Annotated in this window: 28 protein-coding genes; 5 read left to right on the top strand and 23 right to left on the bottom strand. The window is 47.6% G+C overall.

The window, feature by feature from the left end; all coding sequences use genetic code 11:
- Window positions 1-21: 21 nt before the first annotated feature.
- Window positions 22-1,803: a sensor histidine kinase gene (locus BV910_RS12875; RefSeq protein ID WP_078147652.1), complete on the top strand. Its 1,782-nt coding sequence runs from the start codon at window positions 22-24 to the stop codon at window positions 1,801-1,803.
- Window positions 1,784-2,563 (top strand): response regulator, encoded by a 780-nt coding sequence (locus BV910_RS12880; protein WP_078147653.1) that lies wholly within the window; start codon window positions 1,784-1,786, stop codon window positions 2,561-2,563. Before BV910_RS12875 ends, BV910_RS12880 begins: the two co-directional genes overlap by 20 nt.
- A 63-nt stretch (window positions 2,564-2,626) precedes the next feature.
- Here BV910_RS12880 and BV910_RS12885 read toward each other — a convergent pair whose 3' ends face one another.
- A complete protein-coding gene (locus BV910_RS12885) occupies window positions 2,627-3,388 on the bottom strand; it encodes an SDR family oxidoreductase (RefSeq protein ID WP_078147654.1) in 762 nt (253 codons plus the stop codon).
- Window positions 3,389-3,576: 188 nt separating this feature from the next.
- Between BV910_RS12885 and BV910_RS12890 the strand changes: the two genes are divergently transcribed.
- Both BV910_RS12890 and BV910_RS12895 read left to right on the top strand, forming a co-directional pair.
- Entirely contained in the window at window positions 3,577-4,083 is a 507-nt protein-coding gene (locus BV910_RS12890) for a hypothetical protein (protein ID WP_031422268.1), read from the top strand.
- Between the two features lie 13 nt (window positions 4,084-4,096).
- Window positions 4,097-4,468: a VOC family protein gene (locus BV910_RS12895; protein WP_078147655.1), complete on the top strand. Its 372-nt coding sequence runs from the start codon at window positions 4,097-4,099 to the stop codon at window positions 4,466-4,468.
- A gap of 42 nt (window positions 4,469-4,510) precedes the next feature.
- On the opposite strand, the gene mreB is transcribed toward BV910_RS12895, so the two are convergent.
- From mreB to glyA, 22 genes are all read right to left on the bottom strand, one after another.
- Window positions 4,511-5,497, bottom strand: a complete 987-nt coding sequence (gene mreB, locus BV910_RS12900) for a rod shape-determining protein (protein WP_078147656.1) — start codon at window positions 5,495-5,497, stop codon at window positions 4,511-4,513.
- 81 nt (window positions 5,498-5,578) lie between these two features.
- A complete protein-coding gene (murA, locus tag BV910_RS12905) occupies window positions 5,579-6,880 on the bottom strand; it encodes a UDP-N-acetylglucosamine 1-carboxyvinyltransferase (protein ID WP_012727351.1) in 1,302 nt (433 codons plus the stop codon).
- A gap of 240 nt (window positions 6,881-7,120) precedes the next feature.
- Window positions 7,121-7,339 carry a DUF1146 family protein gene (locus BV910_RS12910; protein ID WP_078147657.1) on the bottom strand — a complete coding sequence of 73 codons (219 nt, stop codon included), beginning with the start codon at window positions 7,337-7,339 and terminating at the stop codon, window positions 7,121-7,123.
- A gap of 200 nt (window positions 7,340-7,539) precedes the next feature.
- Window positions 7,540-8,730, bottom strand: a complete 1,191-nt coding sequence (locus BV910_RS12915) for an EAL and HDOD domain-containing protein (RefSeq protein WP_078147658.1) — start codon at window positions 8,728-8,730, stop codon at window positions 7,540-7,542.
- Between the two features lie 149 nt (window positions 8,731-8,879).
- Window positions 8,880-9,290: a F0F1 ATP synthase subunit epsilon gene (locus tag BV910_RS12920; RefSeq protein WP_012727354.1), complete on the bottom strand. Its 411-nt coding sequence runs from the start codon at window positions 9,288-9,290 to the stop codon at window positions 8,880-8,882.
- 28 nt (window positions 9,291-9,318) lie between these two features.
- Complete coding sequence (gene atpD / locus BV910_RS12925; RefSeq protein WP_078147659.1) at window positions 9,319-10,737, bottom strand: F0F1 ATP synthase subunit beta; 1,419 nt, start codon at window positions 10,735-10,737, stop codon at window positions 9,319-9,321.
- Between the two features lie 34 nt (window positions 10,738-10,771).
- On the bottom strand, window positions 10,772-11,629 hold the full coding sequence (atpG, locus tag BV910_RS12930; protein ID WP_074035890.1) for an ATP synthase F1 subunit gamma: 858 nt from the start codon (window positions 11,627-11,629) through the stop codon (window positions 10,772-10,774).
- Between the two features lie 36 nt (window positions 11,630-11,665).
- On the bottom strand, window positions 11,666-13,174 hold the full coding sequence (atpA, locus tag BV910_RS12935) for a F0F1 ATP synthase subunit alpha (RefSeq protein WP_078147660.1): 1,509 nt from the start codon (window positions 13,172-13,174) through the stop codon (window positions 11,666-11,668).
- 18 nt (window positions 13,175-13,192) lie between these two features.
- Window positions 13,193-13,726: a F0F1 ATP synthase subunit delta gene (locus BV910_RS12940; RefSeq protein WP_012727358.1), complete on the bottom strand. Its 534-nt coding sequence runs from the start codon at window positions 13,724-13,726 to the stop codon at window positions 13,193-13,195.
- On the bottom strand, window positions 13,726-14,253 hold the full coding sequence (gene atpF / locus BV910_RS12945) for a F0F1 ATP synthase subunit B (protein WP_012727359.1): 528 nt from the start codon (window positions 14,251-14,253) through the stop codon (window positions 13,726-13,728). The genes BV910_RS12940 and atpF overlap by 1 nt, the downstream gene beginning before the upstream one ends.
- A gap of 71 nt (window positions 14,254-14,324) precedes the next feature.
- Complete coding sequence (gene atpE / locus BV910_RS12950; protein ID WP_012727360.1) at window positions 14,325-14,546, bottom strand: F0F1 ATP synthase subunit C; 222 nt, start codon at window positions 14,544-14,546, stop codon at window positions 14,325-14,327.
- Between the two features lie 65 nt (window positions 14,547-14,611).
- Window positions 14,612-15,349 carry a F0F1 ATP synthase subunit A gene (gene atpB / locus BV910_RS12955; protein WP_078147661.1) on the bottom strand — a complete coding sequence of 246 codons (738 nt, stop codon included), beginning with the start codon at window positions 15,347-15,349 and terminating at the stop codon, window positions 14,612-14,614.
- Complete coding sequence (locus tag BV910_RS12960; protein WP_078147662.1) at window positions 15,349-15,756, bottom strand: ATP synthase subunit I; 408 nt, start codon at window positions 15,754-15,756, stop codon at window positions 15,349-15,351. Before BV910_RS12960 ends, atpB begins: the two co-directional genes overlap by 1 nt.
- Complete coding sequence (locus tag BV910_RS12965; RefSeq protein ID WP_012727363.1) at window positions 15,753-15,980, bottom strand: hypothetical protein; 228 nt, start codon at window positions 15,978-15,980, stop codon at window positions 15,753-15,755. Before BV910_RS12965 ends, BV910_RS12960 begins: the two co-directional genes overlap by 4 nt.
- A gap of 665 nt (window positions 15,981-16,645) precedes the next feature.
- Window positions 16,646-17,275 carry a uracil phosphoribosyltransferase gene (gene upp / locus BV910_RS12970; protein ID WP_012727364.1) on the bottom strand — a complete coding sequence of 210 codons (630 nt, stop codon included), beginning with the start codon at window positions 17,273-17,275 and terminating at the stop codon, window positions 16,646-16,648.
- A 98-nt stretch (window positions 17,276-17,373) separates the two neighbouring features.
- Entirely contained in the window at window positions 17,374-18,585 is a 1,212-nt protein-coding gene (locus BV910_RS12975) for a hypothetical protein (RefSeq protein WP_078147663.1), read from the bottom strand.
- Between the two features lie 204 nt (window positions 18,586-18,789).
- Window positions 18,790-19,488, bottom strand: coding sequence for a hypothetical protein (locus tag BV910_RS12980; protein ID WP_078147664.1), 699 nt, complete (start codon window positions 19,486-19,488; stop codon window positions 18,790-18,792).
- Window positions 19,489-19,596: 108 nt separating this feature from the next.
- A complete protein-coding gene (locus BV910_RS12985; RefSeq protein WP_078147665.1) occupies window positions 19,597-20,832 on the bottom strand; it encodes a sensor histidine kinase in 1,236 nt (411 codons plus the stop codon).
- Window positions 20,833-20,835: 3 nt separating this feature from the next.
- Window positions 20,836-21,513: a response regulator transcription factor gene (locus BV910_RS12990; RefSeq protein WP_031422249.1), complete on the bottom strand. Its 678-nt coding sequence runs from the start codon at window positions 21,511-21,513 to the stop codon at window positions 20,836-20,838.
- Window positions 21,514-21,578: 65 nt separating this feature from the next.
- On the bottom strand, window positions 21,579-21,827 hold the full coding sequence (locus tag BV910_RS12995; RefSeq protein ID WP_031422247.1) for a hypothetical protein: 249 nt from the start codon (window positions 21,825-21,827) through the stop codon (window positions 21,579-21,581).
- A gap of 100 nt (window positions 21,828-21,927) precedes the next feature.
- Window positions 21,928-22,875 carry a hypothetical protein gene (locus BV910_RS13000; protein ID WP_078147666.1) on the bottom strand — a complete coding sequence of 316 codons (948 nt, stop codon included), beginning with the start codon at window positions 22,873-22,875 and terminating at the stop codon, window positions 21,928-21,930.
- Window positions 22,876-22,879: 4 nt separating this feature from the next.
- Entirely contained in the window at window positions 22,880-24,133 is a 1,254-nt protein-coding gene (glyA, locus tag BV910_RS13005) for a serine hydroxymethyltransferase (RefSeq protein WP_078147667.1), read from the bottom strand.
- Between the two features lie 131 nt (window positions 24,134-24,264).
- Here glyA and BV910_RS13010 point away from each other — a divergent pair, with 131 nt between their 5' ends.
- Window positions 24,265-25,050: an alpha/beta hydrolase gene (locus tag BV910_RS13010; RefSeq protein ID WP_078147668.1), complete on the top strand. Its 786-nt coding sequence runs from the start codon at window positions 24,265-24,267 to the stop codon at window positions 25,048-25,050.
- Window positions 25,051-25,085: the final 35 nt, after the last annotated feature.

Genomic DNA, 25,085 nt, shown 5'->3' on the forward strand with positions numbered 1-25,085 from the left:
AAGATTGAAGGGAATGTGCTCATGACGCGTAATCGAATGACGTTTATCTTCATCCTTGTGTTGTTGGTTGGTGTCAGTCTCACTTTATTGATTCGACATCAGTCGATCAATCCGATCGTCACCGTTAACAAGGGCGAAGCTTCTCTTCTCTCTTCTACTGTCGACGAAGAGATTTTGCGACTAGACGGCTCATGGCGCTATGAGTCAGGGATTGTCACCCAAGTTGATCGCCGCTCCTATCGAACCATTCCGTTTACAACCCCTTATCGTGAATCCACCTATGAACTCGATCTCGCGTTGCCGAACGGTACGTATGCCTTGCTCATTCCAAAGTCCCTCTCCTCTTCTACGATTTTGATAGATGGGAAAATGGTTGAAACGGTACAAATTGGAAACAATCGTCTCGTCGAGCAGCCGTCTCTGCTCTTGCTCGATGATGAAACAAAACAATTCCGACTGACGATTCAACATGAACGACAGGCAGGTAATTTTGCACCCATCGAAGAAAGTATATTAGTCGGACCGTTACATGCCATCATGACCACTCAAAACGCTTATGCCGGCTACGAATTTTTCATATTGCTCATTTCACTTTTGATTGCCATGTTCTATGCCATCGTCTATCTCTTTCACCGAAATGAACGCTTGTACGGTTTCGGGACAGCTTTCTTTTTGTTGACGAGTTTTTCCATCATGTCCCGAGATGGCATGTGGATCTCGGGTAGTGATAAGTTGACGTTGAGTTTAGCCTTACTGAGCATCATCATGTTGATTGAGTTTTCAAGATGTTTGGAACGTGTGTCGTTTGACCGGTTTTTGGCCATTTCGAGGTACCCGTTGTACGGATTGACTGGTTTAGCCATCCTCTTGCCCGCTTCCGTTTACGAGGTGTTCGAATATTTTGTATGGATGATCGTTCTATTCATCACGTTCTTTTGGGTCGGCTTGAACATCGGATGGCTCCTTGAAAAGTATAAGACCGGCAATCCGCTCGAATTACTAACTTTCACACTCGCCCAACTCGTCGGGTATATCGGAATCATGACGTCAACGTTCATCGTTTCGCCCAATCAGCAGCTGTACGCCAATACGTTTACCATCATTTATTTCCTATTGATGTTTTTACTTCTACCGATTCACTTGTCTACCGACAAAAGAAAAAAACAACAAGTCGAAGTGTTGGCTTCCCAGCATGAGTTGTCCTTCTTCAACGCTCAAATCAAACCTCACTTCCTTTACAATACGTTCGGGAATGTGATTGCACTCTGTTACACGTCTCCACCCGATGCGGCTCGTCTACTCAGTCACTTAAGCACTTACGTCCGCTTCATTTTTGAAAATGGTCGAACCGAAAACGAGATATCGATTCGCCAAGAAGTCGATATGATTGACTCGTATCTCGCCATTGAACAGACGCGATTCCGTGATTCGTTCTACGTCGAGAAAAAAATTGATGAATCTCTTCTCGACTGTTCGATTCCACCTTTATTAATTCAACCACTCGTTGAAAATGCCGTGCGACATGGCCTCTATCGACACCCAGGACAAAAGCGATTGACACTTTCTATCCAGGAACGAAACGGAATGATTGAGATTTATGTTCAAGATACAGGGAGTGGTTTTGATCCAAACGTATCAAACAAAACATCTGGGATTGGGATTTGCAATATTAAAAGTCGAATCGAACACCTTCATGGTGCAACGTTTGACTTAGCTTCCACTTTGAAAAAAGGCACCACCATTCACCTGCGTTTACCAAAACAGGAAAGGACGAATCATTTAGATGCGTACGATTTTAATTGAAGATGAACATCATATTTTAGGGATGATGGAGCGGATTGTAAAAGAAGAGCCGTCTCTTGAGTGGGTTGGTTCATTCCAAAGTCCGGTTCAAGCTCTCACTTTTATTCAAGAGCACCCGGTAGACCTTGTCTTTTTAGATATCGAGATGCCTGAAATGACGGGGCTCGAATTGGCGACCTATTTGCCAGAACGGACACAAGTCGTCTTCACGACCGCCCATCAACAGTATGCCGTTGAAGCGTTCAATTTGCATGCCACGCATTACTTGTTGAAGCCCATCACAGAGCAGATGATTCATAACGTCATTCCGCGTATCATCCAGCGCTATGAGGCGATTCAACAAAAGAATCTCAATCAATCTTGTCGCATACAATTTCTAGATCGTTTTTCGGTACGAACACAAGATGGAAATCTTGTGAAGTGGCCAACACAAAAAACAGAAGAGTTATTTGCCTACTTAGTTTTTCATCGTAAGCAGGTCATTAATAAGTGGGTACTTGCCGAAACCCTTTACCCGGACATCGATGAACCACAACGCGCCTTACACAACGTATACAACACGATTTATCGATTGAAAAAGACGTTAGCTGAACATGAACTCGATATAACTGTTAATACAATAAATAATGGCTATTCGATCGAACTTGGTGATTCCTGTGCCTGTGATTATTACGATTGGCTTGATGCACCAAATCCTTCAATTTCTAAAACAGACTTAAAAAATCGTTTATTTGTTGATAAAGACTATACATGGCATTGAAAAAGACATCTCACACTTAAAGTGAGATGCCTTCTTTTTATTGTATCCATCGAACGTTCTCTATTAGCGCCCAGTAAACCCTCCGTCAACGTGAAGATGTTGGCCATTCACCCATGCGCCGTCTGGGCCCATCAAGAAAGCGACGAAGCGAGCCGTATCTTCAGGCGTCCCCATTCGCTTATAAGGAAATAATGGTAGTAAGTGTTCGCGAAGTTCGTCATTGATCCAACCCGTATCCGTCGGTCCCGGATCGAGAGCATTCACCGAAATGCCGTATTCTCCTAATCCATTCGCCAACGCAGGTGTGATGGCAATCAATGCACCTTTCGTTGCGATGTAGGCCAGGTTATTCGCATCCGGTCCCCCCGATACGAAGAACAGGATTCGCCCATCTTGATGTCCCGCTTGTTTATAGCGCTCAATAAACGCAAAGGTGAGTCCGAGTGTCCCTTCGTTATTCACCAGGTAATGTTTTCTCAATACGTCGGTTGTAAAGTTCTCAACGTTGACATGTCGCTCATAGGTCGCGTTATGGATTAGCCTGCTCGGTATACCAAGTTTAGCTTCCACTCGATCAAGTAATCCGACCTCGTCTCCTGAAGCCAAATCGTATACCTCATGCTCGACACTGGCCCCTTCTTCAGTCAGTTCTTGAACCAATCGTTCGATGAAGCCAATTTCTTCCCCGATTCCTTCTTTAGCGTCAAACGGACTCCAGTGCGTCAAGTACAAGTCATGTCCTTCAGAAGAAAGTTTTCGCGCAATCGCAGCACCGATGCCTTGATTGCGACTGACGCCAGTAATGAGTGTAAGTGGTTTGTTCATGATGTCCTCCGATTCTATTTGATTATTCTGTTCAGTTCATTAGTGAATCGGTGCCATCATGATTCCCCTCTCATTGATTAATGATTCTATTATATACAATTTTTCCCACGAATGACCTATATATTCGTATCCTCTTTAGATATGATGGACATATATGATTCATCACATCGGTATTGGGAGGCGCTTATTTGAAAAAGTTGATTATAACGACATTTTGTACATGGATATTGAGTGCTGTGTTCTATGCTGCCTTGACGGATGAATCATTTGTCACGCTTACCCAATCCGTCGACGTCAATCAGAACGTGTTGGAGCGATACTTGACAACTCAAGTCATGTCTCCTCATTTTGGTGGGGATGTTTATGCCAGCTATCAAATCCTCGGGACGAGTACGACTCGACAGGAAGTGTATGTATGGGTGCTCCTACAAGAATATTATCCTAACCATCAACAACTTGAGCGAGGGACCGGAATGTCTGCTCCAATCGTCTTACACATTGACCAATCCTCAGGGGTCTCTCGGATTGTCAATCATACGTTACCTCGGGATGGCTCATATTATCCTAGCGACTTACATACCCTATTCCCCTTACATATTTCTATCGACTTAATGTCTCACCCAACAGGACTTACCAACCGTCTACAACGTCAACTTGAATCAGAGTTACCCCTTCCTGTTTCAAATACATATTGAAAGGATGAATCCCATGAGCCTCATTCAACAAATCAAACAAATCTACATCCCTGTCAAAGAGTTAGACCGTGCCGTTCAATTCTATCGAGACACGCTTGAGGTACCCTTTCTCTTTCAAGCAGGATTGCTCGCATTCTTCGACTGCGGTGGCGTACGCCTCATGTTGTCCCCTCCTGAGAATGATGTATTTGCAAAATCAAGTCCAATCCTCTATTTGAGTGTCGCATCCATCGATGACGCTTATGTACAGTTGGAAAATGTAGGGGTAACTTTCATTGACGAACCACACTGTGTGGCAAAAATGGATACAACAGAAACATGGATGGGTTTCTTTAGAGACTCTGAAGGCAACGTGTTGGCACTTCTCTCTGAAGTGTCGAGTTGAATATACAAAAACAAGCGACCGCTCGCGCGATCGCTTGTCTGTTTATTTCAATCGATCTAAGTTTTCGAGCATGATTCCCGTTCCGTGCGCAACACTGAGTGTCGGCTCCTCGGCCATCATGACCGGCAACATGACACGTTCTGCGACAAGTTGATCAAGACCGTGAAGGAGTGACCCCCCACCTGTCATGATGATTCCGCGGTCGATGATATCCGCTGCAAGTTCTGGTGGTGTCTGTTCAAGGACACGCTTCGCTGCTTCGACGATTTCATTAGCTGATTCAGCCATCGCTTCACGAAGTTCTTCTGACGTGATAGTCACCGTACGAGGCAATCCACGTACCATGTCACGTCCACGAATATCCATCGATTCGTTACGCCCTCCTGGGAAGACCGTCGCGATTTCTTTCTTGATTTGTTCAGCCGTACGTTCTCCGATGATCAGCTTATGCTTCTCTTTGATGGCACGAAGGATGTCCGTATCGAAGCGATCCCCTGCAATCTTAATGGTTTCACCGCAGACGATGTCTCCCATTGATAAAATGGCGACGTCGGTCGTCCCACCACCGATATCGATGATCATGTGACCGACCGGCTTCCAAATATCCATGCCTGAACCGACTGCTGCCGCTTTTGGTTCTACGGCGAGGAAGACTTCTTTCGCGCCAGCTTTCTCAGCAGCTTCACGAATGGCTTTTGCTTCAACCGGCGTGACGTTCGCAGGTGTACAAATCAGCATGCGAATTCCCCCGAAGAAGCCTCGGACTTGAATTTTCTCGATGAAGTGACGGAGCATTTCTTCTGTTGTGGCGAAATCGGCGATGACTCCGTCACGGAGAGGACGGATCGCCACGATATCACCAGGTGTACGACCAACCATCTCATACGCTTCTGCACCGACTGCTAGTACTTTTCCTGTAGAGCGTTTTATCGCAACGACTGAAGGTTCGTCTAAGACGATTCCTTTCCCTTTGACGTGAATGACAACGTTTGCTGTCCCTAAATCAATCCCGATATCTTTTGAAAACATGATGTATAGGTTCCTCCGTTCGTTTCTTCATTGAAAAGAGCGAGAAGAGTCTCTCCTCGCCCTCTCATTCGTGCTCGTTTCTTAGTTCTGAACCATTTCTTCAGCAACTTCGACAGTTCCTTCAATACGCTCGATGTCAGCACCGAGTGCTTGAAGTTTCTTGTGGAAGTCAACGTATCCACGGTCGATATGATATAAATCTCCAACGCGTGTCTCTTCTTCCGCGATGAGACCTGCTAGAATAAGTGCTGCTCCGGCACGAAGGTCCGTTGCGACAACTTCCGCTCCTTGAAGGCGTACGCCACCTTTGACGATTGCCGAACGTCCTTCAATCTTAATGTCCGCGTTCATACGACGGAACTCTTCGACGTGCATAAAGCGATTCTCAAACACCGTTTCCGTGATGACAGATGTACCGCCCGCTTTCAAGACGAGTGCCATCATTTGTGACTGCATGTCTGTCGGGAATCCCGGGTGTGGCATCGTCTTCACATCAACCGGCTTCAATTCATCTGGTGCCGTGACACGCATGCCTTCTGCCGTATCCTCGAAGTGGACACCCATTTCTTCCATTTTTGAAATCAATGGACGAAGGTGCTCACGTTCTGCACCGATGACTTCGATGTCACTACCTGTGATTGCCCCTGCGACGAGGAACGTGCCTGCTTCGATGCGGTCAGGGATGATTGAGTGTTCTGCACCGCGAAGTGTTTCGACACCTTCGATGCGGATCGTTTCTGTACCTGCCCCGCGAACGTGTGCGCCCATTCCGTTTAAGAAGTTCGCAAGGTCGACGATCTCAGGTTCTTTTGCAACGTTCTCGATGATAGTCGTACCCTCTGCAAGCACAGCTGCCATCATGATGTTCTCTGTCGCACCAACAGATGGGAAGTCCAAGTAGATTTTAGCGCCTTGGAGACGGCCTTCTACAGAAGCTTCCACGAATCCGTTTCCGATGACCGTTTTCGCACCCATCGCTTCGAATCCTTTTAAGTGGAGGTCAATCGGACGTGATCCGATTGAGCATCCGCCTGGCATCGCTACACGAGCGTGACCGAGACGGGCAAGAAGAGGTCCCATGACGAGGATTGAAGCACGCATCTTTCGCACGTATTCAAGCGGTGCTTCATCTTTGATGTCGCCCGACGCATCGACAGTTACTTCATTCTTTTCTTCATTGAACGATACCTCTGCACCGAGGTGACGAAGTACTTTGTTAATCGTGTACACGTCAGCAAGACGTGGTACGTTTTGTAAGATTGATTTTCCTTCGCTAGCTAATAGAGTGGCAACCAATGTTTTGAGTACGGCGTTCTTTGCTCCCTCAACACGCACAGTACCTGACAGTTTACGTCCTCCACGGACTACGATCAAATCCTTCATATCTCTCTTTGTCCTCCAACTTCATTGTTTTTTATATAGTGCGTCGATATCCGATTCCGGATGTGATGATGTCGATTATTTGAATGGTTTGTAAAACGTGATGGGTTTTCATTCACAATCAAATTGAATAATAAATAAGTGCAAACTGAATGAAAAACATCATGTCAGACGAATTTATCCTACATGATAATCATATAGGAGTCGTTACAGCAGGATTACAGTTTGTTAAATATTCTGCGACTACTGCATAGGTGCGAGCGCCTGCGCCAGTCGGATGTACTCCAAAAAAAACTGGGCAATCAGCGAACCGAAGACAACCGCTACGAGAACGCGCAAGACAGCAGCTTGCGGACTCCTCACTTGATTGAGCAACTTGTCCCATTTGACGGGTAAGAGTGCCCACCAAGCAACGTAAATCGCTATGATATAAATCGCTAGCGAAAATACGGTATTGACCATCGACGATTCCCCTCTTTTCTAAAATTCGTACCATTTTCAATCATATCATGACATGTTAGAGAAAAAAAGACTTAGGGTCTTAAGCTTCGAGCGGTTTGAACCATTCGATCAACTCACTTTTTCTACAAGCACACCAAAAGGGACATCATCAGCAGTAAGGCTTTACTACAGTAATTGACGCCCCTCACATATTTCAAACATTATTCAATCGACTCGTCAAGGCTACGAGACCATCGAATCGCTTCGACGTAATATTGAGACCAATCCGAATCTGTGTTATGGAGTGGAATCGTCAACTGTTCGTAGGCGATCACATCCTCTAACAACTTTCGCAAACCATTCTGTTCACCGAGTAACGCTGCCTTTACAGGAGGCGCCACCGGAAGCTCTGCAATCAACGTTTGCATCGCCTCATCGAGAATGACGTCGAGTGATGAGAAGATTCCTGTAATGAATGCATCAAACGGTAATACATCTGTCAATGTATCCTCCGCAATCAACTCCATCATTTTCCCACGGATGACACTCTGTTTGATTAGTTCTTTCGATTCAGAGGTCTGCATCTCCCGTAAGAGCATCAAATACGACCATCGTTTCAACTCATCTAGTCCGATTCGTGCAACGGCTTGCTCGATGGATTGAATGGTATGTCGACCTTTTTGATACACCGTATTGACCGTACGGAGCATCTTATAGGATAAGTCGACACTTCGCTCAATTTGCGCTGAAATCCGTCGGAAGCTCGGTTCCGGACGATCGAGTTCTTTTAACATTTCAATGAGCGTGTGACGCAACGGATGGACTTCGGCCCCGTGCTCCACGATGGGACGACTAAAGAAGTATCCTTGGAACATCTTATATCCGAGTCGTTTCGCAATCTCGTACTCTGCGGGTGTCTCGATTTTTTCCGCCAAAAATTCGATTCGGTGTCCGAGCGCATCAATCAATTTTTGCTGCTGGTCTACCGGGGTCGCTTGATAGTCAATTTTGATGATGTCGGCGAGTCCAATCAATGGGCGATACTTCTCTTCAAATACGAAATCATCCAATGCAATCGTATAACCTTGACGTCTCAAAGAGCGGAGAGACTGTAATAGCTTTTCCGTCGGTTCGACATGTTCGAGCACTTCGACGACGAGCGATTGACGCGGTAGCAACGAAGGCACTTCCCCTTCAATCAACGTTTGAGGGAAGTTGATGAACGCACGCGTCCCTTCTGTCAATTCCCGAAAATTGAACACAAGGTAAGCGTTATGAATGACGTCAGCCGTTGCCAACGAATCATCTACGTTCTCAAAAATATTATTTTCGCTGCGGCGATATAACAATTCGTAGCCGCAAACGCGTAACTGTTGGTCAAAAATTGGTTGTCGCGCAACGTAAACTTTCATTCCCTAATCTCCTTTACGATAGTTCCCACCTTTATTATCGGTCTTCTCCCATATATTTTTTACTAGTCCCATCATTTAGAAACACGACAAAAGACCCATTTTTTCAAAAAACAACAAAAAACTCCCACACTTTCGTGTGAGAGTCATTCTTATTCTTTCATATCGCGAATGCTTAAGCGGTTGATCGCTTTTTTGAGCGCAAGTTCCGCACGACGGAATTCGAGTTCCGAGAGCTTCGTGTCTTGAAGACGACGCTCGGCACGAACCTTCGCCGCAGAAGCGCGGTCATAGTCGATCTTATCCGCCATTTCGGCTGTTTCAGCTAAGATCGTCACCGTGTCGGGACGAACTTCCATGAAACCGCCGCTGATTGCGATCAGCGTGCGTCCACCATCTTCGTGGCGCAGCTTGAGGACTGAGACGTCGAGTGGCGTCACCATCGGGATGTGCTTCGGTAAGATACCGAGCTCACCAGTGACCGATTTGGCGATGACCATTCGTGCGTCTCCTTCAAAGGCTGCACCATCCGGGGTGACGACGTTGACGTGAACAGTATTCATCGTCTAGTTTCCCCCTTCCGCGTAGGTCTTAGACCAACGTCTTCGCTTTTTCGATGACGTCTTCGATTGGACCGACGAGACGGAATGCATCTTCAGGAAGATCGTCGTGTTTACCTTCGAGGATCTCTTTGAAGCCGCGTACTGTCTCTTTGACTGGCACGTATGAACCTTTTTGGCCCGTGAACTGCTCAGCCACGTGGAAGTTTTGTGATAAGAAGAACTGAATACGACGTGCACGGTGAACCGTGAGTTTGTCGTCTTCAGACAACTCATCCATCCCGAGGATGGCGATGATGTCTTGAAGTTCTTTGTAACGCTGAAGCGTCTGTTGAACGTTACGTGCGACTTCATAGTGATCTTTCCCTACGATTTCAGGAGAGAGGGCGCGTGAAGTCGATGCGAGTGGGTCAACGGCTGGGTAAATCCCCATCTCCGAAAGACGACGCTCAAGGTTTGTTGTGGCATCAAGGTGGGCGAACGTTGTTGCCGGAGCCGGGTCCGTATAGTCATCGGCTGGTACATAAACCGCTTGAATCGAAGTAACCGATCCTTTTGCAGTCGATGTGATTCGCTCTTGAAGCATACCCATTTCTGTCGCAAGTGTCGGCTGGTAACCTACCGCCGATGGCATACGTCCGAGAAGGGCCGAAACCTCAGAACCTGCTTGTGTGAAACGGAAGATGTTATCAACGAAGAGAAGAACGTCTTGTCCTTGCTCGTCACGGAAGTATTCTGCCATTGTCAAACCAGTCAAGGCAACACGGAGACGTGCACCAGGTGGTTCGTTCATTTGACCGAAGACCATCGCTGTTTGCTTGATAACGCCTGAGTCCGTCATCTCGTGGAACAAGTCATTTCCTTCACGCGTACGCTCACCGACTCCTGCGAATACAGAAATCCCGCTGTGCTCTTGCGCGATGTTGTTGATGAGTTCCTGGATGAGGACGGTCTTCCCTACACCGGCACCACCGAAGAGGCCGATTTTACCACCTTTGATGTATGGTGCGAGAAGGTCGACGACTTTGATCCCTGTTTCAAGGATTTCAACTTTCGTTGACAATTCGTCAAATGTTGGCGCTTGACGGTGAATCGGTGCACGAAGCACGTCAGCTGCCACTTCTTTATCATCGATTGGATTACCGAGAACGTTGAAGACACGTCCAAGTGTCATTTCTCCAACTGGTACCGAAATCGGTGATCCTAAGTCAAGTACTTCCATACCGCGGCGAACGCCGTCAGTTGAGTCCATCGCAATCGTACGGACCGTGTCGTCACCAAGGTGAACAGCTACTTCAAGCGTCAAGTCGACACTAACATCGTCTGCTGTCGCTGCCACGTGTGTGACTTTGAGAGCGTTGTAGATGTTCGGTAAGTGGTTGTCGAACTTAACGTCGATAACTGGGCCCATGACTGCGACTACGCGGCCTTTCATGCCGTATTCGTTCATCGTGTTAGCCTCCTACAATCTAGAGAGCGTGCGCTTATTCAAGCGCCGACGCACCTCCGACAATCTCTGTGATTTCTTGTGTGATCGCTGCTTGACGCGCGCGGTTGAATTTGAGCTTGAGTCCGCGAATGAGTTCATCCGCGTTGTCTGTCGCACTCGACATCGCCGTCATCCGTGCTGCGTGCTCTGATACTTTCGCGTCGAGCAATGCACCATAGATGAGTCCTTCCGCATAACGTGGGAGGAGCGCCGCTAAGATCGTTTCTTCTTCTGGTTCGTATTCATACATCACATTGGATGCGGACTGTTCGATATCCCCGAGCGGGAGCAATTGTTGAATCTTCACTTCTTGGCTGATGACCGAGATGAACGAGTTGTAGCAAAGCTTCAATTCATCAATCTCGCTCTCGCTGAAGGCACCAACCGTCTGCTTGACGATTTCTGCGACTTCAACAAAAGTTGGTTGGTCGTTTAGCCCTGTCATCGCGCTATACACCGGAATGTTGCGTGACTTGAAGAACTGGACGCCGACTTTTCCGATTACGTAAAGACGGTACTCATCTGTTGATGTGTGCTTGTCTTTGAGTTCACGGTACACGTCACGCAAGACGCTGGCGTTGTATCCACCTGCGAGTCCGCGATCTGACGTGATGACGATATAACCAGTCCGTTTGACGGGACGTACTTGAAGCATCGGGTGTGTCGCGCCTGATGTACCACCGGCGATCGACGAGATGACTTCTTGCAACTTGTCCATGTACGGCTTGAAGTTGGCGTTGTTCCCTTGGGCCCGGTTCAACTTCGATGCCGACACCATGTTCATCGCTTTCGTGATTTGCTTCGTGCTTTGGGTCGAGGTGATCCGCATCTGGATCTCACGTAATGATGCCATTTCGATTCACCACCTTAATAGACGCTCGTCACCGGATTAAACCGATGGCGAGAACGTCTTTTTGAATTCCGTAATTGCGTCGACCATTGCCTCGTCTGAAGGAAGGTTTCCTGTTTGACGGATTTCACGGCAGAGGTCTTTACGGTTTTGGTCGAGCCATGCGTTCATTTCTGTTTCGAAACGACGGATGTCTGTGACTGGGATGTCATCGAGATGACCTTTCGTGAGTGCGTAGATGATGATGACTTGCTTGTCTACAGAAAGCGGTGCGTTCAAGTCTTGTTTCAAGACTTCAACCGTACGCTGACCACGGTTCAACTTCGATTGTGTCGCTTTGTCGAGATCTGATCCGAACTGAGCGAACGCTTCGAGCTCACGGTAAGACGCGAGGTCAAGACGAAGTGTACCAGCAACTTTCTTCATCGCTTTCACCTGAGCCGAACCACCAACACGCGATACCGAGAGACCGGCGTTGATCGCTGGGCGTACCCCAGAGAAGAAGAGGTCCGACTGAAGGAAGATCTGACCGTCTGTGATCGAGATAACGTTTGTCGGAATATATGCTGAGATATCCGATGCTTGTGTCTCGATGAACGGAAGTGCTGTCAATGAACCACCACCGAGTTCGTCGTTCAACTTCGCTGCACGCTCAAGAAGGCGTGAGTGGAGGTAGAAGACATCCCCTGGGTAGGCTTCGCGGCCTGGAGGACGACGGAGAAGGAGCGAGAGCTCACGGTAAGCTGCCGCTTGTTTCGAAAGGTCATCATAAACAACGAGGACGTGTTGTCCGCGGTCCATGAAGTACTCACCCATCGATACCCCAGCGAATGGCGCGAGGTAAAGAAGTGGTGCCGGCTGTGATGCCGATGCCGAAACGACAATTGTATAGTCGAGCGCGCCGTTTTGACGAAGCGTCTCTACTACGCCACGTACAGTCGATTCTTTCTGACCGATTGCAACGTAGATACAAATCATGTTCTCTTCTTTTTGGTTGATGATCGCATCGATGGCAACAGATGTTTTACCTGTCTGACGGTCACCGATGATGAGCTCACGCTGACCACGACCGATTGGAACGAGGGCGTCAATCGCCTTAATTCCTGTTTGAAGTGGTTCGTGAACCGATTTACGAGCCATAACGCCGTAAGCTTTACGCTCGATCGGGTTATAGTTGTCAGTCACGATTGGTCCAAGACCATCGATTGGTTGTCCGAGTGGGTTGACGACACGTCCGAGGAGCGCCTCACCGACTGGTACTTCCATGATGCGACCTGTACGTTTGACAGAGTCGCCTTCTTTGATCCCTTTGTAATCGCCAAGGATGATAATCCCGACGTTACCTTCTTCTAAGTTTTGCGCCAAGCCCATTACGCCGTTAGAGAACTCTACGAGTTCCCCCGCCATAACGTTATCGAGTCCGTGTGCACGAGCGATACCGTCACCTACTTGAATGACTGTACCTGTCTCGCTGACTTCGATTTCAGAACCGTACGAAGCGATTCGTTCTTTTAGCAGGGCGCTGATTTCTTCAGCTTTGATTGTCATTGAATTCACCCCTATTTCTTACGCATTCAACAATTCACGCTCAAGGCGTGTCAATTTCGTTTCAATCGTATCATCGTACGTCGTGTATCCGACTTGGACACGGAGTCCACCGATGACTTCTTCATCGACGACGTTCTTCAATTGGAGCGTCTTCCCGAGCTTCTGTCCGAAGACGAGTTCGACGTCTTTCAAGTCTGTTGCCGACAATGGGTAGGCGCTTGTGACAATACCCTCTGCAATTCCACGATAGTCGTTGATCAATTCGCGGACGTAACGTGGCAATGCGCGAACCTCTGCCGCACGGTCGTTTTCGACCATGACGAGAAGTGTGTTCACGACAATCGCCGTCATATCACCAAAGCTGTCTTTTAAAAGCTGTGCAAGCTCGCTGTCACTGACTGCCGGATTCGTTAAGAGATCCATGAGTTCAGGAGTCGCGTGGAGCACTTCATCGAGCAGACGCACTTCCGCTTCGACTTGGTCGAGCGTGCCTTGTTCCCGCGCTAAGTCGAAGAGCGCTTTGGCATAGCGTTTTGCTAGTGATGCGTTCATCAGTTCGCACCTTTCGCTTTAGACAGGAAGTCTGTGACGAGGGCACGTTGTTTCGCTTCATCGCCTTTAAGGTCTGATTGAAGGACGTGGCGTGCTGCCGAAAGCGCCTGTGTGACGACTTCCGTTTGAAGAGATTGTTTCGCAAGCTCACGCTCACGCTCAATCGCTTTCTCTGCCTCGATTTTAATTTGTTCGGCTTCCAAACGCGCCTGCTCCACCAAGCGTGCTTGTTCTGCTTCTGCTTGTCGACGGCTTGCGTCGAGCATTTCTTTTGACTCCGTACGTGCTGCACTGAGTGCGTCACGTTGTTCAACGACATAATGTTCCGCATCTTTGCGGCTCTTTTCAGCGAGTTCAATTTCGTTCGCTACATACTCTTCACGCTGTCTCATCATTCCAAGGAGTGGTCCCCAAGCAAATTTCTTCAACAGGGCCAAGAGTACGAGGAATGTGAAAATTGTAAAGATCATATCCAGAATGCGGAGGCCTTCGCCGCCAGCACCAGCTGCAATCATCATCGTATCCATGCATACCCTCCTCTTGACTAAATAAGTGAGGGAGACGTGCTCCCTCTCATGCTATTCTCGTTAACTCGGAATCAAGAGTTGAGGAGAAGGAAACCGACAGCCACACCGATGATCGGGAGGGCCTCAACCAAACCGATACCGATGAACATTGTTTGACGAAGTTCGTTTTTGAGTTCTGGTTGACGTGCTTGTCCTTGTACTGTTCCGTATACGATCAAACCGTTACCGATACCAGCTGCGAGTGCTCCAAGTCCGATAACAAGTGCTGTTGCGAGAAGATTAAGTTGTTCCATTGTGTATATTCCTCCTAAAAGTTAAGTAAATAATTTGATTGTAACGCTTTGGCGAGATGTCCGAATCAATGTTCGGCCGAAGCTTTGTGCCCGATGTACACCATTGCAAGCGTCAGGAAAATGTAGGATTGGATAACCCCGATAAAGATTGAGAAACCTTGCCATAGAATCATTGGGAAGACCGCAAAGATTGCACCGAGCGGGTTGAGTGTGCCTTCGGCTGTAATCGCGAGTCCCAAGATGATGGTAATCATGATTTCACCGGCAAAGATGTTACCGTATAGACGCAAACCGAGTGTCAACGTGTTCGCAAACTCCTCGATCAATTTGATCGGAAGCAAGAACCAGACTGGTTTTACGAATTCCGCTGAATAGTGCTTGAACCCGTGTAGCTTCACCCCGTAATAGTGCGACATTGCAACGACGAGTGTCGACAACGCCAAGGTTACGTAAGGATCGGCCGTCGGTGAGTTGAACCACAGATAGTGTCCGGAAATGACGTTAAACGGTAGACCCATCAAGTTTGAGAAGAGAATGAACAAAATCAACGTCATCCCAAATCCGATAAAGCGTCCTCCTGTCTTCCAGTCCATCGCACTTGCGATGATTCCACGCACGAACTCCGCGAAGAATTCCATGAAGTTTTGTTTGCCAGTCGGCTTCATAGCTAAACGTCTTGTTCCCCAGATGGCGAATACGAAGACGAGTAACGCTGCTATTAACACTGTAATGACGTTCGTCCAGCTCCCGTATAACGTATAGTCCCCAAAGTGCAGAGAATATGTGGGAAACTCATGACCCATTAATATTCACCTCTTTTCCTGCTGAGCTGGGCAAGTGTAAACTCGCCAAATTGTATGATGTGGCCGGCGATTAGACCAGTTACCACCGCGATGACGGACACTCGATCCTCGTAGAGAAGACCGACTATCACTGCTAACGCACCGACCGCCATTCTTGAAACGGTCCCGTGCGACTTTGGTCGTCGTCCATGTTCGATGACGTCATACATGCGTATGACACTTCGATTCTGCATATGTAGAATGATGAGACTTCCGACCCCACCGATGAACACTCCGAGAAAAACGGCTTTGTACATCGGGACGATGAAGGCGCCAACTAACAAAATTGCAAACCATATGGTAAACCATTTCGTATAACGCTTCATCAACTCTTTTTGTGCTTTTCTGTCTGCTTGAATCGTATTCATTCGTCCTCTCCTGTCAATAAACTCCGAAGGGTGAGAACTAGCGCCGTAACCCCGAACACGAGTCCAAGGATAATCGACACATTCCAACCAAACGTGCCCCAAAATTCACGTCTTTCGCCGTACTGTCCGACGAGATAACCGATGACAATCGGTCCAGCAAGTGCTGTCGAGATTTGTGAAGCGAGCGAGGCATAGGATAGATAACGATTGTCTTTTTTCGCCATCCAACCCCCCCCTTTCGAGTCTCACGTGCTTCCTTATTCTTTACGAATTCACACTCGCGTGACCATCAAAAGTCACACAAGTTCAGAGTAATAGAAATGGCATAAGAAGTCAATGAATTTCACAATTATAAAAGCGCTTTAAATCAAGTCGTATCAATAGTTTTACGCACTTCACAAACTAAACGATCGAGGCACTTTTTAAAGAAAGTGTGAAGAAACGTTGAAATAAAAATGTTGACTTTATAACATTTCACAAACGGAATCAGATGAAGAATAGTTCAGTTATACCCCCACGTTTTGGAAAATTCAATCGGTAAACGCTTACGTTCACAAAGAATTACGAAACGTCGGTTGACTTCATTTTGAAATCGTTTTCAACGTCCTGTATCAGTATACCGAGGATGTTTTTACCATGTCGAGCGATTTCGCCCATTTTTTTGTGAGGAATCTCATCCGGTTCAAAATCGCTTCCTCACCACTGGTTACCTATCCGAAATAGCAGAATTCTATTTAAATAAGAAAGAATAGATATATTCCATCCTCGTTCGTCATTCTTCTCGCTCTCGTTTTGTGTCTATTTTGTGACATCTGTAAATGATAAATATTTTTCGTGTCATTCGTCAAAAAAAGCGAAAATCGCACAGGCGATTCTCGCTTTTAAGTCATTACTTCGTACCAAACAAACGGTCACCCGCATCCCCAAGTCCAGGAACGATATAACCGTGGTCATTTAATTTTTCATCGAGTGCAGCAAGATAAATCTCTACATCCGGATGTTCTGCTTGTACACGTTCTACGCCTTCTGGTGCTGCACAGAGGCATGCCAACTTGATTGACTTCGCTCCATGTTTCTTGAGTGATGCGATTGCATCAACAGCAGAACCACCAGTCGCGAGCATCGGGTCAACGACGATAAAGTCGCGTTCTGTGACGTCTGTCGGAAGTTTCAAGTAGTATTCGTGTGGCTCAAGCGTTTCCGGATCACGGTAAAGACCGATATGACCGACTTTTACGTTCGGCATCATTTTGAGGAACCCATCCACCATACCAAGTCCTGCACGTAAAATAGGGACGATTCCCAATTTCTTGCCGGCAATCATCTTTTGAGTGGAAACAGAGACCGGTGTCTCGATTTCTACGTCTGTTAGGGGTAGGCTGCGCGTGATTTCGTATGCCATAAGTGAAGAAACTTCGTCGACGAGTTCACGGAACTGCTTCGTCCCCGTCTCTACTTTACGCATAATCGTCATTTTGTGCTGAATCAAAGGATGGTCATAAACATGTACTTTTCCCATCTTGCTTCACTCCTCTCTCATTCTCTCTCGAGCATTGTACCCTAACTCTGTTGAGATGGGTAGAGCCAACTTCTATTTTCTCAAAGGTCAGACGCCACTTATGGTTGAATGACCTGGAAATAGTCATTGGCCGGAAGTTCATACGATTGCGATGTGTGTTGATCGACTAAATAGAGTTCTGTTTCCGTTTTCCATACATCAAAGGATTGCTCAGTCAATTCTTCATACAGATGCAAGTCTCCTATTTTGACAGCTACAGACGGTTTTTCATGCGACTGAATATGAGACAAGGCGTCAAACAATTCTTGCGTTTTCGGTCCATCTAACCAGATTGTATCTTGATCCGATTCAAAAACGGCCAGGCGCGTCTCTCCTTCGGCCGGGCGCGTGGACATCTTGTTTGTCACAGGACGGCGGACATGTCCCCAAATTTCAAGGACCGTTCCATATGTTTTCGATAACGATAACGACGTCTCTTCAGCCACATCCCCTTCAATCGGTCGGTCCGATAAGATGATGCGTTTCATGAGTTCGCGATGATTTCCCTTTAGTGAAATCTCTTCTTTCGGATCGACTTTCATATAAGGAGCCTCATATATATTCGGTAGGACGAGTTGTTTGAGCGAGGACGCCTCTCCGATTTGAAGGGTGAGACGATCATCGGCCCGCCTCGTCAAGAAGACATACCCTTCATTTTCTCCGCTTTGAAACGGGTATAGTTTTGGTTCAATGATTGGGTCAAGTGTGCGTCCGTTTCGAATCGTCTCGAACGTCACATAGATTGCCCCCGTATCTGGCGTCTTATAACGAAAAACTGAATCGGATATCACTTCTTCATGCGTCTCGTTCAAGTTGAACGTACTGGTCACCGCTTTAAGTTCGTCGATACGCTCAAACTCAATCGTCGAAACTACGTTCGACTCTTGAAACCGCTCTGGCTCAAGCGCTTCATACGCTTGAATGGGCTCCACAGCAAAAGTTCGCTCCATCAACTCATTGCTGTTCGCACAAGTGAGGTACCGTTCATCTCCCGCTGCAAAATATTTCACTGTTTTGGAGCCGAGTACTTCATAGAGCGGATGATGAAACGTCACTTCCGCCACCATGGCTCGTCGCTCGGGCAAGACATCTGTCGGACGATGCTCACAGTATGTAAGCAGTTTCTCTTGTGTTTGTTTCGTTAATAGTATCTCAGGATCTTGCTCGACTCGATAGGAAGACAAAGGACGTAATTCGATTGCGTTCAACGTCTCGGCACCACATCCACTCAACAAGATACAACTGAGTAAGATTCCCCAATACGTACGCATTGATGTCCCTCCTCATTCCCAATTAGGTGGAAACCACCTAAATTTTTCTTGTACATCATAACATATAACCTATTTTTGTGATGATTTCAGAATTATTACGTTTCTGATGATTTAACCAAAGCGGTCCAATTCATTTTATGCCTTAACATCTAGCCACAAAAAAAGAACTAATCCATCAAAAGATTAGTCCTTTTCGTTACACCATCAGTCGTTTTCTCGCTCATCTTCAGGTGAGTCATCTTGAGATGAGTCGTCCTGCGAAGAATCATCTTGTTCATTCTGGTCGTCCTCCGATTCACGGTCGACTTCAATGACCGCCCCATCTTGATTTAGTTCAAGTTTGACAAAGTCGCCGACACGCGGGGTGTCATCATCGATTTCAGAACGTGCGGCAAGTGGATATACGTTGTCTTTCCCATCGATCTTAATCGTGACTTCTTGATTTGTGAGTTTGACGAGCGTGCCGTAAATATACGCATCATCATCACCACTCTCACGGTCCACTTCCTTCACTTCATCATCTCGGTTCAATTCGAGTTTTACCCGGTCACCCACTTGCGGTGTATCGTCATCGATTTCATGTGTCGCCGCTAAAGGGTATGTCGACTCTTTTCCGTTGAAGCTGATGGTGACATCTTCTTTCGATAACTTCACGAGCGTCCCGTATAGTTTATAGTCGTCTCCATCTCCCACTCGCGCTGCTGACGAATCATCTGATGCGCTACTTGAGCCATCCGATGTAGCAGGGTCATCTGGGTTGTCCGTTGATCGATCGTCACTCGCTTGATTGATTGCTTGTGGAACAATGACCGTATCCGTCTGATTCCCGTTTACGTAAAATCCAATTCCAACAATTGCCATGACAGCTAATAATGCGCCGATAATCCAACCGATGCGTTTCATGTTTGTTTCCTCCTCATGATGTGTTCTTCTTATTTTCATCATAAGCCTCTTCCGTGAGAGCATATTTAAGGCTTCATTAGAAGTTGATGAGAAAATGCGAAATATTCATCATCGAGTCAGGAAAAATATACTGCCATCCGGATGATTCGATCTACTTCCTATCGTCCACTCATTCAAGTCCGCCACTTCTTTCGCAATCGCGAGACCAAGACCGCTCCCACTGCGATCACGCGCTTCATCTAATCGGTAGAATCGATCGAACAGCCGATTCCTCACATCATCCGTTAGAACGGGTCCTCGATCGCGTACCTCAATTCGATCACTCTTCAAATGAAGGCTCGTCTCTTCCGCATACTTCAAACTATTGTCTAATAGGATGACAAGAATCCGCTGTAACGACTCACGATGACCAAACCAGCTTCCTGTAGCTTCAATAGGTAAATGGACGCCGTGCGACCGCAAAAAACGTTCCCCTATTGATTCCCCAAGTTCAGCTAAATCGATTTCTTCTCGCTCTACCTGTTCGAGTGCAGCAAATCGATTCAATTCGAGCATCGGTTCAATCAAATCATGTCGCATTTGACGCGACTCCGTTAAAATATGGTCAATCGCTTCGGCACGTACACTCACATCTTCTTGTCCCCATCGTTGTAATAACTTCGCATAGCCCTCGATGACGGTCAACGGTGTCTTGAGTTCATGTGAAACATCGGCGACGAAACGACGTTGTTGCTCCATCGTCCCTTCGACTCGCTCGATCATATGATTAAATCCGTCCGAAAGAGTCGTCACTTCATCCTTTCGGTCAGCCACTTCGATTGTCTCTAACTTACCGGACTCCGTGATCCGTTCCATCGTTTCTGTCAATCGGCGTAACGGTGACAGACCTTGACGTAAAATCCACCACGTCCCGAGGAACGTCAAGAGAACGGCAAGGAAGAACATGACGAGAAAAATGGTTGCGAGCGCTTGAATCGTATTGCTCACATCTCGATCCTGAAAGCCGAACGCTAGTCCATCCGTCGTCGCGACCACAAACCAATCATCGATGAGGGCCGGTTCCCCGTAATTGATGGGAAACGTCGTTCCGTCTGGCACTTCTCCTCCGATGATTCCCCATTCGCCGTTTTCTTGACGTTCTAACACGACACTGTCCTCATGAAGCGACAATACCGCATCGCTATTACGGACATCTTCTTCCAAGAGATTCAACGCCTGCAGTAACACGTCAAAACGCGAATCGACAATTTCCTGTCTGGCGACGAACCAGGTCACGCCAAAGGAGACGAGAAGAAGCAACAGCATAAACCCTGTCATCGCCCACGCAATTTTTGTTCGTAGCATCGGTCACTCACCACGCTTCAACATATAGCCGACACCACGAACCGTTTGAATCCAAGAGCCGGTCAGTTTTTTCCTTACGTATCGGACATACACGTCCACGACATTCGTATCTCCATAGTAGTCGAATCCCCACACGTGTTCGACGAGTTGGTCACGCGTCAAAACACGCTCCGGATTCTCTAAAAAGAAAACCAACAAGTCAAACTCACGTCGAGTCAAATCTACTTTCTTTCCGTCACAATATACTTCATGACGATTCACGTCGACAGTCAATGTGTCGTACGTCAACACCTGTTCGGAATGGTCCTGACGAACAAGCTGGCGCATTCGTAAAAATGCCCGAATTCGTGCGAGCACCTCTTCTATTTCAAATGGTTTCGTGATGTAATCATCTGCGCCAAGATCAAGCCCACTCACTTTGTCGTATCGATCGCCACGGGCCGTCACCATCAGAACCGGTAACAATGGTCGCTCTTCTTTCAGACGACGGACCACCTCGAGTCCACTCATTTGAGGTAACATCACGTCAAGCAACACGAGGTCGACATCGTCAGCGAGAGCTCGTTCCAAACCGGTACGACCGTCTGTCGCCACCATGACCGCATATCCCGCATGCTTCAATTCCAACTCCAGTAATCGCGCAATCTTCGAATCATCTTCTACGACGAGAATCGTCTGCATCCTGCTCACTCCTTTGAAAAAACGCCGAGCGGTTGGCTCGACGTACTGTTATTCATTTCCCGAATTCAATCCGCAAAAAACAGACGAACGCCTTCTGGAACGGCTTGCTCGATTCGTCTTTCTAAATCATCTTCCCATTCATCCCACTTCGTATCGACTTGTTCCATCTGCTGTTCGACTTCCAGCGCCGCTAGCGATAGTTGCGACAGGCTGGATTGTCCAGGTGAAGTGAAGAACAAAAATCCGGCAAGCCCGATTCCCATAAGTCCGATCGCCAATAAAGTTGTTCCAATGGTTTTCATTACACGTTTCATACACGCATCCCTCCTACCTCAAATCATACGACAGGAAAACGAGAAATCGTGGTGTACTTCATTAGAATTTCATGAGAAAAGGCGCTACTCATGTAGCACCTTACTCTTCGAGCACGGACTTCGCAATCGGTGCCCAATACGTCCCTTCCATCTCTGAAACGGTCGTCAATGTTTCACGATAAGCCGGGTCATTCGCTTTTTTCTCGGCAATCCCTTTCATCCAAAGGACATCCGCCTTATAACCGGATTCCGGATACGACTCGAGATAAGCCGCATAGTCCGCAATGTCTGCTTGTCCTAACTTATTGTCGACAAGAAGTCGATAAAATCCAACTGCTTGTTCTTGTCCGACTTTCGCTTTCCCGTCTAATAGGCGGTCGGCTTTTTCATACTGTTTGTCTTGGACGAGTGATTCTACCTCAGCCAGCGGTACAACATCCGTTGATGTGTCCGGTGCCTCTTCGGTTGATTCCTTTGGCTTCTGTTCGTCCGAATCTTGAAGTTTCTCATTCTCTTCTTCGAGTCGGGCGACTTCTGCCTCGAGTTCTTCAAGACGTTCCGCGAGCGCTTCTTCTTCTGTCACCGTCTCGACAACGACTTCGTCCGGTTCGTCCGGCGTAACGACCGGCGGTTCGGAATCTGGCCAAAATACGAGCGCTACAGCTGCAAGACCAACGACAAGCGGGAGTCCGAGCCATTTCTTATCGAACTTGAACGCCTGTCGCCATTCGGCTAAATCCGAATGTTGGATGACAGCCGACGAGAACGAACGAAAGCGGCGCTTGGCCGCTTTTTTTCCGTTCGCCTTTACTTCTAGCGCAAGACCTAGTCGATGGAAAGCAGCAGGCACTTTCATCCCGAGGAGCGGCACGATTCGTTCACTCGCTTCTTCATAATAGCCATGGTCGAGGAGCGTCGTGATGACACCGAACTCACTGGCGACAAGACGGAAAGACGGATCGTATTCCCCTTTACGAGCCAACCATTCTGTCATATCGAACAATGGAAGTTCGGATAGCTCTCGTTCTGCTAGTGTCCGAATATCCATTGACTCAGCCTCGTTCAGGGTAAAGCGGGAACTTCGCCGTTAACGATCGCACGTCTTGAAGTGCTTCCGCGATTACCGCCTCGTCTTCATGTTGTTTCAGCACACGCCCGATGAGACGTGCCACTTCTTTCATATCCGCTTCTTTGAAGCCACGAGTCGTCATCGCAGCCGTTCCGAGACGGATTCCGCTTGTGACAAACGGTGATGCCGGGTCGAATGGAATCGTGTTTTTATTGACCGTGATTCCCGCTGCATCTAGTGTATGCTCAGCTGCTTTACCTGTGATGTCGATTCCTCGAAGATCGACGAGCAAGAGGTGATTGTCCGTTCCGCCCGATACGATTCGAAGTCCCTCTTCTTCAAGGCCTGCCGCAAGTGCTTGTGCATTCGCAATGACTTGACGTTGGTAATCTTTGAATTCCGGTTGGAGTGCCTCACCGAACGCGACCGCTTTTGCCGCGATGACGTGCATGAGCGGTCCTCCTTGAATCCCTGGGAAAATCGACTTATCGATCGCTTTGGCGAACTCTTCTTTACAAAGAATCATCCCTCCACGTGGTCCACGGAGCGTCTTGTGCGTCGTCGTCGTGACGAAATGCGCATGTTCGACCGGGTTCGGATGCAGACCTGCTGCCACGAGTCCGGCGATGTGCGCCATATCGACCATAAGATAAGCATCGACACTGTCCGCGATCTCACGGAACTTCGCGAAGTCGATTGTACGTGGATATGCCGATGCTCCCGCAACAATCAATTTCGGCTTATGTTCCTTCGCAAGTGCAGCGACGACGTCGTAATCGATGTGTTCTGTCTCTTTGTCTACACCATATTCGACGAAGTTATATTGCACACCTGAGAAGTTGACCGGGCTACCGTGCGTCAAGTGACCACCATGAGACAAGTTCATTCCGAGAACCGTATCTCCTGCTTCAAGCACCGTGAAGTAGACCGCCATGTTCGCTTGTGCACCCGAGTGTGGTTGTACGTTCGCATGTTCTGCACCGAACAATTCTTTCGCACGGTCACGCGCCAAGTTCTCAGCAACGTCGACAAACTCACAGCCACCGTAATAGCGGCGTCCCGGATATCCTTCGGCATATTTGTTCGTCAATACGCCTCCTTGCGCTTCCATGACCGCTTCTGAAACAAAGTTTTCTGAAGCGATGAGTTCGATGTTGTCGCGCTGACGACCGAGCTCGTGTTGCATTGCCTCAAATAATTCCGCATCCTGCACTTTCAACTTCGTCGTGTTTACCATGTGAAGACCCCCTCTAAATGTCTAAAAATCAACACCCCCATCGTACCACATGCTTGTTTTTTTGGGTATCGCAATAATCTGATGAAAAGTTGGGTATCATTAATAAGAATGTAACTGTGAGGAGGCCACTTATGATTGAGACAAAAGAACTGACGATCACACCGTTCGAACGGACACGAACGGTCCGAATCTACACACCTGCCGACTATGAGACGTCCGAAAAACGATATCCCGTCCTCTACATGCATGATGGACAGAACTGCTTTGATGACGAGGATGCGAGCTACAATATGAGCTGGCGCGTCGGTGAATACTTAGATGCCTCGAAGCGCGACATGATTGTCGTCGCCCTCGATAGTGCACCAGGCGAACAACGCCTCGATGAGTATGGACCATGGGAAAACCCTTATATCGGGGAAAGTTTGCTTGGACGTGACATCGTGCTCGGCGGGCAAGGTTCCGCCTATATCGAATACATCGCGCAGGAATTGAAACCTCGAATCGATGCCGACTATCGGACGATCCCGGAAGCGACAGCGATGATGGGGAGTTCGATGGGTGGGCTCATCTCGATATATGCAGCATGTGTGTATCCAGACGTCTTCAAGCGTGTCGCTTCCCTGTCCTCTGCATTTTGGTTCAACCAAACCGAGCTGGAACAATTGATTGAAGCGAGCGATTTGAAGGGAGTGGAACGTCTTTACTTAGACGTCGGCGCCAAAGAGGTCGAGGAACCGATTGAAAATGGACCGACGAACGAGATGTATCGTGAGTCGAGCGAACGCGTGTACAACCTGTTAAAAGACAAGGTCGAGCACATCCGATTCGAAGTGATTGAAGAAGGAGTTCACAACGAGCTCGCCTGGCGCGAGCGTTTCCCGATGGTCATCTCCTATCTCTTTGGAGAAGATTTGTAATTTGAACAAAAAAAGCATCGCATTCGGTCGAAAAA

It is taken from the genome of Exiguobacterium sp. HVEsp1, assembly GCF_002009685.1.
Classification (GTDB): domain Bacteria; phylum Bacillota; class Bacilli; order Exiguobacteriales; family Exiguobacteriaceae; genus Exiguobacterium; species Exiguobacterium profundum.